Origin of the sequence: Kitasatospora sp. NPDC093806, from assembly GCF_040683335.1 — a bacterium.
Taxonomy (GTDB): Bacteria; Actinomycetota; Actinomycetes; order Streptomycetales; family Streptomycetaceae; genus Kitasatospora.
The window spans coordinates 1-8,753 of record NZ_JBFBDO010000182.1; the positions used below are offsets into that span (position 1 = coordinate 1).

The 8,753-nt window shown below is 75.6% G+C and carries 11 protein-coding genes; 5 read left to right on the forward strand and 6 right to left on the reverse strand.

What is annotated here, in order from left to right; genetic code table 11:
• Positions 1-233: 233 nt before the first annotated feature.
• The 4 genes from AB0N76_RS38270 to AB0N76_RS38285 all read left to right on the forward strand — a co-directional run bounded on the left by AB0N76_RS38270 (position 234) and on the right by AB0N76_RS38285 (position 3,513).
• On the forward strand, positions 234-593 hold the full coding sequence (locus AB0N76_RS38270) for a hypothetical protein (RefSeq protein WP_363565467.1): 360 nt from the start codon (positions 234-236) through the stop codon (positions 591-593).
• A gap of 100 nt (positions 594-693) precedes the next feature.
• A complete protein-coding gene (locus AB0N76_RS38275; RefSeq protein ID WP_363565468.1) occupies positions 694-1,542 on the forward strand; it encodes an NmrA family transcriptional regulator in 849 nt (282 codons plus the stop codon).
• Positions 1,543-1,684: 142 nt separating this feature from the next.
• Complete coding sequence (locus AB0N76_RS38280; protein ID WP_363565469.1) at positions 1,685-2,239, forward strand: anthrone oxygenase family protein; 555 nt, start codon at positions 1,685-1,687, stop codon at positions 2,237-2,239.
• A 248-nt stretch (positions 2,240-2,487) separates the two neighbouring features.
• Entirely contained in the window at positions 2,488-3,513 is a 1,026-nt protein-coding gene (locus AB0N76_RS38285) for an AraC family transcriptional regulator (RefSeq protein ID WP_363565470.1), read from the forward strand.
• Between the two features lie 49 nt (positions 3,514-3,562).
• On the opposite strand, the gene AB0N76_RS38290 is transcribed toward AB0N76_RS38285, so the two are convergent.
• Positions 3,563-4,075, reverse strand: a complete 513-nt coding sequence (locus AB0N76_RS38290) for an anthrone oxygenase family protein (protein WP_363565471.1) — start codon at positions 4,073-4,075, stop codon at positions 3,563-3,565.
• A gap of 315 nt (positions 4,076-4,390) precedes the next feature.
• Here AB0N76_RS38290 and AB0N76_RS38295 point away from each other — a divergent pair, with 315 nt between their 5' ends.
• Positions 4,391-5,347: a hypothetical protein gene (locus AB0N76_RS38295; RefSeq protein WP_363565472.1), complete on the forward strand. Its 957-nt coding sequence runs from the start codon at positions 4,391-4,393 to the stop codon at positions 5,345-5,347.
• Between the two features lie 21 nt (positions 5,348-5,368).
• Here the strand turns inward: AB0N76_RS38295 and AB0N76_RS38300 are convergent, their stop codons facing one another.
• From AB0N76_RS38300 to AB0N76_RS38320, 5 genes are all read right to left on the reverse strand, one after another.
• The gene (locus AB0N76_RS38300) at positions 5,369-5,977 is read right to left on the reverse strand and encodes a histone deacetylase (RefSeq protein ID WP_363565477.1); all 609 of its coding nucleotides are present in this window, start codon (positions 5,975-5,977) and stop codon (positions 5,369-5,371) included.
• Positions 5,978-6,135: 158 nt separating this feature from the next.
• Positions 6,136-7,032 carry an NUDIX hydrolase gene (locus AB0N76_RS38305; RefSeq protein ID WP_363565473.1) on the reverse strand — a complete coding sequence of 299 codons (897 nt, stop codon included), beginning with the start codon at positions 7,030-7,032 and terminating at the stop codon, positions 6,136-6,138.
• 46 nt (positions 7,033-7,078) lie between these two features.
• Positions 7,079-7,570 carry a GNAT family N-acetyltransferase gene (locus tag AB0N76_RS38310; protein ID WP_363565474.1) on the reverse strand — a complete coding sequence of 164 codons (492 nt, stop codon included), beginning with the start codon at positions 7,568-7,570 and terminating at the stop codon, positions 7,079-7,081.
• A 168-nt stretch (positions 7,571-7,738) separates the two neighbouring features.
• Complete coding sequence (locus AB0N76_RS38315; RefSeq protein ID WP_363565475.1) at positions 7,739-8,146, reverse strand: SH3 domain-containing protein; 408 nt, start codon at positions 8,144-8,146, stop codon at positions 7,739-7,741.
• Between the two features lie 109 nt (positions 8,147-8,255).
• Positions 8,256-8,594, reverse strand: coding sequence for a hypothetical protein (locus AB0N76_RS38320; protein WP_363565476.1), 339 nt, complete (start codon positions 8,592-8,594; stop codon positions 8,256-8,258).
• Positions 8,595-8,753 lie beyond the last annotated feature (159 nt).

The window sequence follows — 8,753 nt, forward strand, 5'->3', positions numbered from 1 at the left end:
CCCGCCGACCGCCTGACCGGCCACCCTACTGACCCACCCGACTACAGACCCACCCCCCCGGGTGCTGGGCCCGCGCGGGCCCCGCACCCGGGCCGGGCACCCGGCTCCCTGGCCCGGGCCTGAGGGCCGGCATGGCCCTGCACCTCGTCGCGGTATCCCGGCCGCCCCTGCACCATGGCCCCGCCGTAGGCTGCCGACTGTCGAATCCGTACGACTCGGGACAGGAGGGGGCCATGAGCGCGTACACGGCGCGCGGATGCATCGCGTTCTCCGGCATCGGCGAGGAGTGGCGGACCGAGCCCTACGGCTGGGTGGCCCTGGAGCAGGACGGCCGGCGGACCGTACTCTGGCAGCAGGACGACCTCGGCGAGGAGAACCCCGCCGTCGGCGTGCTCGCGTTCGAGGTGGACTTCGACGGCGACCCGGACGCCGAGCTGTCCGTGCTCGGCGAGGTCGACGAGTTCGACTACGACTACCCCGGCGCGGCCCTGGCCGAGCCGGGACGTCGGGTCCCGATCCGGCCGGGCGGAACGGTCCGGATCGACGGACGGGACGGCCACGTCGAGGTCACCCTGGTGCTCGTGCCCCGGTGACCCCGGCCGAGCGGCGCGGTGGCGGCCCGTAGACGCGCACACATGCGGGTGAGCGCGAGGACCATGTCCGGTCGTCGGCGCGCGGAGTTGACTGATGCCCATGAACGAAGACACTGCGAACACCCAGAAGCCCCGCACCACCACCGCCACCGTGCTGGTCACCGGCGGCACCGGCAAGACCGGTCGGCGGGTCGCCGAGCGCCTCGCCGCCCTCGGCCACACCGCGCGGATCGGCTCGCGCACCGCGCCGGTCCCGTTCGACTGGGACGACGAGTCCACCTGGGACGCGGCCCTCGACGGGGTCGACGCCGCCTACCTCGCCTACTACCCCGACCTCGCGCTCCCCGGCGCCGTCGAGACCGTCGAGGCCTTCGCCCAGCGGGCGGCCGGGGCCGGCGTGCGGCACCTGGTGCTGCTCTCCGGCCGCGGCGAGGAGGCCGCGCAGGCCGCCGAGGCGGCGGTCGCCCGGGCCGGCACCGGCTGGACCGTGGTGCGCTGCGCCTGGTTCGCCCAGAACTTCTCCGAGAGCTTCTTCCTGGAGCCCGTGCTGGCCGGCGAGCTCGCCCTGCCGACCGGGATCGCCACCGAGCCGTTCGTCGACGCGGACGACATCGCGGACGTCGCCGTGGCGGCCCTCACCGAGGACGGCCACCACGGCGAGGTGTACGAGCTGACCGGCCCGCGGCTGCTCTCCTTCGCGGAGGCGGCGGCCGAACTGTCGGCGGCGACCGGGCGGGAGATCCGCTTCACGGCGGTCACCGTCGAGCAGTACCGCGAGGTGCTGGCCGAGGTGGGCCTGCCCGGCGAGTTCGCCGACCTCTTCGCGATGGTGCTGGACGGCCGCAACGCGCACCTGGCGGACGGGGTCCAGCGGGCCCTCGGCCGTCCGCCGCGCGACTTCGCGGACTACGCGAAGGCGGCCGCCGCGTCCGGCGCCTGGGACGTCTGAGCCCCGCGTCCGCCCTGATCGTCCACGTCCGCCCGCACCACCCGTAACGCCCGCCGACGGTCCGGGGATCCGCCCATCGGATCCCCGGACCGGCCCGCCCGACGCCCCCCGCCGGACCCCACCCACCACCGCAGGAGCACCGATGTCCGCCGCCGTCACCACCGCCCCGCGCCCCGCCGCCGCGACCACCACGAGCACCGCCACCGGCCCGGTGCTGGCCGTCGCGACCGCCGCGACGGGCCTGATGTCCGGGCTGTTCTTCGCCTTCGACGTCTCCGTCATGCCCGGCCTCGCCGCCGGCGACGACCGCACCTACGTCACCGCGATGCAGCACATCAACACCGCCATCACCAACCCCGCCTTCGGTGCCGTCTTCCTCGGCGCCCTCGCGGTGCCCGCCGTCGGCACGTGGCTGCTGCAGCGCACCGGGCAGCGCGCCGCCGCGCTCTGGACGGCCGTCGCGACCCTGCTCTACGTGGCCGCGCTGATCGTCACCGCCGCCGTCAACATCCCGCTCAACGACCAGCTCGCGCGGGCCGGCGACCCCGCCGGCATCGCCGACCTCGCCGCCGTCCGCGCCGCCTTCGAGTCCACCTGGACCACCGCCAACATCGCCCGCACCGTGCTCTGCACGGCCGCCCTGGTGGCCCTGACCCGGGCCCTCCTGCTGCACCGCCGCACCCCGGCCGCCCGTTGACCGCCCCACGGCCCGAGGCCTGCCGTCGGTGCCCGGGACCGATGTGCCATCAATCCGGTCCAGGGCCTGTCTGCAAGCCCCCACCTGCCGGGCGACGCCGGGGCACGCACCTCGCCGCGTTGTCGTCGGTCGCCGATGCTCCGCATGGACTCCCTCCTCCGCCTTGCGATGCACGCACCCCAACGCCGCCCGGCCCGCCCTCCGGGCGGACGACGGGGGCTTGCAGACAGGCCCTAGGCTTGCCGACCATGGACACCCTGACCGGGCTGCTCGACGGCCCCAAGGCGCGCGGCGCGTTCGTGCTGCGGTCCGTCCTCAGCGCCCCGTGGGGGCTGCGGATCGAGGACCGGGCGCCGCTGTCCGTGATCACCATGCTGGAGGGCGAGGCGTGGATCCTGCCCGACGGCGGGGAACCGGTGCGGATCCGCCCGGGGGACCTGGCGCTCGTGCGCGGCCCGGAGTCGTACACCATCGTCGACGCGCCGGGTTCGACGGCGGACATCGTGATCGGCCCGGGCCAGGGCTGCTCCCGCGACGGCGTCAGCGTCGCCACCTCGATGGCCCTCGGCGTGCGGACCTGGGGCGAGACCCGGCCGGGCGACGAGCGGCCGTCGGTGCTGCTGTCCGGCACCTACCTGGCCGAGCACGAGATCGGCCGCCGGCTGCTCGCGCACCTGCCGACCCTGCTGGTCCGGCCCGCCGGGGCGAACACCACCGTGGACACCCTGGTCCGGCTGCTCGCCACCGAGGTGACCCGGGCCGAACCGGGCCAGGAGGTGGTGCTGGACCGGCTGTTGGACCTGCTCGTGGTGGGCATCCTGCGCGGCTGGCTCGCGGCCCCGGACGGCGGCGCGCCCGCGTGGTTGCGCGCCCAGCACGACGAGGTGGTCGGCCCGGCGCTGCGGCTGCTGCACGACGACCCGGCCCGGCCGTGGACGGTAGCAACGCTGGCCACCGAGGTCGGGGTGTCCCGGGCCGGGCTGGCCCGGCGGTTCACCGCGCTGGTCGGCGAGCCGCCGATGGGGTACCTGGCCAACTGGCGGCTGGCGCTGGCCGCGGACCTGCTGCGCGACCCCGAACTGACCGTCGCGGCGGTGGCCCGCCGGGTCGGCTACGGCGACGCGTTCGCGCTCAGCACGGCGTTCAAGCGGGTGCGCGGACTCACCCCGCAGGAACACCGCCGGCTGGCCGCGTCCGCCCCGGAGGCCACCGGGGTCAGCGAGGCCACCGAGGTGACCCAACCCTCCCCGAACACCGTGGTGTTGGCCGTCTGACCCGACCGCCGGAACGCCGTATCGGGCGTCAACCACCGTGCCGCAAAGCTCAGTTCGGCGCGACGTGGCAGTGCAGCACCAGTGCCCAGCAGAGGAAGCCGAGCGCCGCCGTGGACAGCAGTGCCCGCGCCGTGTTCCACCGCACCCAGCGTGCCTCGAACCGTCCGCGCACCCGCACCGGATCGGCGATCCGCCCGGGCTCCCCGGCGGCCGCCAACGCCTCGTTCAGCGGGATGTTGACCACCCTGGTCACCACCAGCGAGCCGGTGTAGCAGACCAGCGCGCCGACCGCCGCGGGCAGCACCCGGTGCCCGTCGTCCGGCAGGTGCAGCGCGACGGCCGCGAGCGTGAACACCAGCGCCCCGACGAACCCCAGCAGGAACCACCCGTTCAGGATCGCCACGTTGATCCGCTGCATGACCTGGATGAACGTCAGGTCGTCGGTGGTGCGCAACCCCGGCATCACCGAGCAGGCGTAGGCGTAGAACAATCCGGCGCTCAGTCCGGTGGTGATCGTCGCCGCCACCAGTGCGAAGACCCGCATCGCCTCCATACCGTCCATCCCCCGTCTCTCGCCGTGCCGCCGCCCGATCGAAGCGGCCGCGTGCCGATCATCCGTCACCGAACGGCTGATTGCCCACCGAATTCCCGGCGGAAACAGCGCTGATGACGGATGGTCATGAACGCGGCGGCGGAACGCGCCGACGACGCGTTGACGGGCACCGGTCAGCAGGACGCGTCCCGCGCGGGCCGCGGTTCCTCCCACGAAGCTGGGATTTCCGGGCGGACGGGGCGCTGGAAGACTGGCGACGGCCCGTGCGGACGGCCGCACGCCGCCCCCTGCCCCCGCTTCCCGCCCCGTGTTCCTGGAGGCCTCGTGCCCGCGCTGTTCAAACGACTCGTCACCGTCCTGGCGCTCGTCCTGCTCGGGACGGCGCTCGTCCCGGCCGGCGCGTCCACCGCCTCCGCCGCGACCCCGGGGACGGTCCTGTTCAACCAGGCCACCAAACTGTGCCCGATCGGGCAGCGGTTCAACGTCATCGTCGTCGGCGACTGCAGCCCCGAGAGCAAACCGCGCATCTGGGAGCTGACTCCGGTCCCCGGCGTGTCCGGCACCGTGCGGATCCGGCTCGCCGACAGCGGGCCCTGGCCGTCCTGTCTGGTGGCGGCGGGCCTGGTGGCCGTCCGGCCGTGCCAGGAAGGCCAGTACCAGCAGTGGGAGGTCAGCCCGTACCAGGCCACCGGGAACCCGCCCGACTACGACATGGTCGGGATCCGGCTGCGCAGCGTGTCGACCGGCCTGTGCCTGGACAACGACGACACGACGATCGCCGGCTGGCACCTCTACCTGCACGAGTGCAACGACGGTGAGTACCAGCAGTGGAACGTCTACAAGTCGACCTACCAGGCGCTGTTCGGCGGGGCGACCCACCGGGGCATGACCTGGGGCACCCTCGAACAGCGCGCCGACAACGTGGTGCACGTCGGCTACTACGAGGGGAGCGACCCCTACTACGGTGACACCCCCTCGAACACCGCCCTGCCGGTGCTGTGCCTCAAGAAGGACGGCCGCCCGGCCCCGGCCGGTGTTCCCGCGAGCGGCTACCACAGCTGGGCGGGCGGCGAGGTGGGGGCGAGTGCCCCGGTGCTCGGCAACCAGCTCACCAGCAGGGCCGCGGCCGACCAGGTCTGCGCGAGCACCTTCGGCGGCTCCTGGCGGATGGCGGAGTTCCACGACGGCGAGGGCTGGTCGCTCTGGGCGAACGGCACCCTCCCGGCCGGCGGCCGGTTCTGGACGGCGATCAACGACCAGTCGGCCAACCCCTGGAGCTGAGCCCGGGGCCCGGCGTCGCGCTCAGCCGTCGGGCTGCTCACCGAGTTCACCGAGTTCGTCAAGCTCGGCGAGCAGCCCGACGGCCGTCCAGTGCCCGGCGGCGCCGGGACGGCTGCTCAGATAGGCGGCCGCCCGGCGTCGGGACCAGCCGTGCGCGTCGGCCAGACCGGCGGCGAGGGTGCGCAGGTAGGCGACGCGCGGCGGGTTCAGCTCGGCCTCGGCGAGCCGCCACGGGGCGGTGAAGGTCAGCACCGGGACGCCGTCCAGCGTCCCGGTGCACACCAGCGTCCCGTACCGGCCCGGCCCCAGGTGGTCGCGGCCGGTGCGCAGGACGGCGGCCAGGTCGAGGTCCGCGCCCGGCCCGTCGCCCCGCTCCTGGGCGGCGATGTCGCTGAACTGCCCGGTGGTCAGCAGATAGGCGCGGGCCGGAGTACGGCCGGGCTGCGCGGGGTCGTAGAAGGCGACACCGCCGCCCCAGGTCCGGGACTCCAGCGCGAAGTAGAGCGCCCCGGGCAGCCGGACCGGCGCCGAACGCTCCGGCGGCCGCCCGTCCCGGCACCCGGGGTGATCGCGGACCCCACCGGCCGGCCGCCCGCCGCGCAGGTAGCAGGCGAGCCGCTCGGCGTGCATGTTCGACCCGTACGCCGCGTACCAGACCCGCCCCACCGGGCCCGGCCCGCCGGCCAATGGACTGACGAACGGTCTGATCTCCTCCACGCCCCCCGACGCTACCCGTCCCCCCGTCCCCTCACCCCGCAGACCCGCCCCCCCGTCCCCGTCCCGGGCCGTCAGCCGTCCGACTCCTCCAGGGGGCCGGTCAAGCTCGCGGTGACGGTGTGGCCCGCCGTGCGGGCGGCCAGGGCTCGGTGGGCCCGGTGGGCGCGGTCCGGGCCGGCGGCGGCTGCCAGGTCGGCCGGGGGGAGCCAGGCCCAGTGGGTGATCTCCCCGTCGGGGCAGGCGAGTTGGACGGCGTCGGGGTCGACGGTGCCGAAGTCGTGGAAGAACTGGACGATCGGATGGTCCGCGCCCGGCAGCGGGTGCTGCCAGAACACCGCGAGCAGCGGTCCGGCCGGCCGGTCCAGGCCGGTCTCCTCCCGCAGTTCGCGGGCCGCGCCGGTCGGCGAGTCCTCGTGGGTGTCCAGCACCCCGCCCGGGAAGTTCCACCGCCCGGCGCCCGGTCGGCGGCCCGGCCCGCGGACCCGGGCCTTCACCATCAGCAGCCGGCCGTCCGGCGCGGTGACCAGGGCGGCCGTGCACATCCACGAACGCGGCGTGGTGGCCAGCCACTGCGCGCGCGGCAGGTGCGGACGGCCCGGGGCGTGCGCCCGCAGGAAGCGGACGGTGGCCGGGGTGACGCCGGGCAGGTTGTCGGCGAAGAACCAGGAGTGCGTGGCGTGCCGGGGGAGCGCGAGCCGTCCGAGGTCGCCCGGCCGGTCCGGCGCCAGCGCGTACACGTGCCGCACCGCCGGTTCGGTCCCGTCCTCGAACACGCCGACCGGTCCGGTGGCGGTGCCGGTCACCCCGCAGGCCTCGCCCAGTGCGCGGACGGCGGCCGCCGCCGGATCCTCGGCCGGGCGGACCGGCGCGCAGGGCAGCTCCCAGCGGCCGTCCGAACGGCGCAGCAGCAGGATCCGACCGAGCGGATCGGTGACCAGGGCGGTGGCGACGGCCGGCGGGTGGTCCACCTGGGCCTCCTTCGACGAGGGGATCGGGAGGGTGGCGCCGGTGGGGTCAGGGCTGCGGCGGGCTCGCCGGGTCGCCGCCGGACGGTCGGGCGGCGGTGCCGACGTCCAGGCGCATGAAGCCGTCCACCGGCCCGAAGCCGAAGGTCCGGTAGAGCGGCGCACCCGCCTCGGTCGCGCGGAGCTCGATCGAGCCGCAGCCGCGCCCGCCGAGCGCCTCGATCAGCGCCGCCGTGACCGCCCGGGCGTGACCGCGCCGCCGGTGCGCAGGGTCGGTCACCACGGTGTGGATCCGGCCCCACCGCCCGGTGGGATGGCCGGGGCCCCGGTAACCGTGGTAGACGATGCCGATCGCGCAGGCCGCCAACCGCCCGTCGGCGGCGGGCACCACGAAGGCGAGCAGGTCCGCGTCCCGGCCGAGCCGCTCCCGCATGTCGTCGCGGAAGGTGTCGCGCCACTCCTCGCTCAGCGGGCCGCCGTCCAGCACCGCGACGCGCAGCCGCAACAGCTCGTCCGCGTCAGCCGGACCGGCCGGCCGCACCCCGGCACCGGCGCTCCCGCCACGTCCGCCATCTCCGCCACGCCCGTCATGCCCGCCACGCTCGTCACGCCCGTCACCTCGGCCCACGCACGCCACCTCCGCTCCCACGGCGTCCCCCGCGGTCCCTACCCGCCCGCACCCGTTGCGGAACGCGCCGCACCCGCCCGGTTACCGTCCGCCTGCGGTCCGGCCGTCGGGCGGGGAGGGACACGGCGGCGCGGCGCGGCCCGTCGCGCCCGGCCGGTGGAGCAGGGACCAGAGCACCCAGCCGGTCACCCCGGTCCGCTCGACCACGACCCGGCTCCACCGGGCGCCCAACGGCGAGATCCAGGTGTCGACGATCTCGACCCGGTCCCCGCACCGGGCCAGGCCCAGCACCGGCTCGTCCACCGAGTGGTCGCGCCGCACGTTCGCCGCGCTCGCGGTGACCACCCACCCGTCGGGCGCGCCCGGCGGCGCGGGTCCGCTCCTCGGGTCCGGCGGCGGATGCCGGTCGGCCCCGGCGGCCACCGCCGGGAGGGCGAGGACCAGCAGGGACAGCGCGGCCCAGGCGGCCCTTCCGACGTGTACAGGCATACCGGGCACAACGAGCCGCCCGCCCCGACGCCCACCCCACCCGCCCAGGTCCACCCGGAACGACGAACCTCCGCCGCCCCTCGCGCAGGAGCGGATGCGGCGGCGGATCCTATGACCAGTGGTGCTCGGTGACATGGCCGCCGCGGATGGTGAGGACGGTGTCCGGGGTGTCGGCGGTGCGCCAGAGCGTGTAATCGCCCTCGGGCAGCGGGGAGATGACGGCGCAGTGGTCGGTGTGCCCGCTGAGGTGGCGTGGGCGGGCGGCGGCGTGGGTGCGGGCGGTGTCGTCGCCGATGGGGCTGACCTCGATCTCCAGCCCGTCGTCCGCGGGGCCGGTGTGGATGATCAGAGCGCCGAGGGTGCCGCCGATCTCCAGGATGACGCTGCCCTGGCGGGAAGGGGCGGGCAGTGGTGGGTGGGCGTGCGCGTGGGCGTGCTGCTGGTTCATGGGGGTCGTTCTCCTCAGGCGGATCGGGAGCGGGTGTGGGTACGGGAGCGGGTACGGACGAGCGAGCCCGCCGTGGGGGGGGGGGGGGCCCCCGCCGTCGCCGTTTATGCGGGGGCGGGCCCCGGGGGATCTCGCCGACTCGTCCACGGACGCGACGCC

Bases quoted from the DNA above. Each gene is read 5' to 3' on its own strand.
- AB0N76_RS38270 (WP_363565467.1), top strand. From the start codon at position 234: ATGAGCGCGTACACGGCGCGCGGATGCATCGCGTTCTCCGGCATCGGC.
- AB0N76_RS38275 (WP_363565468.1), top strand. From the start codon at position 694: ATGAACGAAGACACTGCGAACACCCAGAAGCCCCGCACCACCACCGCC.
- AB0N76_RS38280 (WP_363565469.1), top strand. From the start codon at position 1,685: ATGTCCGCCGCCGTCACCACCGCCCCGCGCCCCGCCGCCGCGACCACC.
- AB0N76_RS38285 (WP_363565470.1), top strand. From the start codon at position 2,488: ATGGACACCCTGACCGGGCTGCTCGACGGCCCCAAGGCGCGCGGCGCG.
- AB0N76_RS38290 (WP_363565471.1), bottom strand. From the start codon at position 4,075: ATGGACGGTATGGAGGCGATGCGGGTCTTCGCACTGGTGGCGGCGACG.
- AB0N76_RS38300 (WP_363565477.1), bottom strand. From the start codon at position 5,977: ATGCACGCCGAGCGGCTCGCCTGCTACCTGCGCGGCGGGCGGCCGGCC.
- AB0N76_RS38315 (WP_363565475.1), bottom strand. From the start codon at position 8,146: ATGCCTGTACACGTCGGAAGGGCCGCCTGGGCCGCGCTGTCCCTGCTG.
- AB0N76_RS38320 (WP_363565476.1), bottom strand. From the start codon at position 8,594: ATGAACCAGCAGCACGCCCACGCGCACGCCCACCCACCACTGCCCGCC.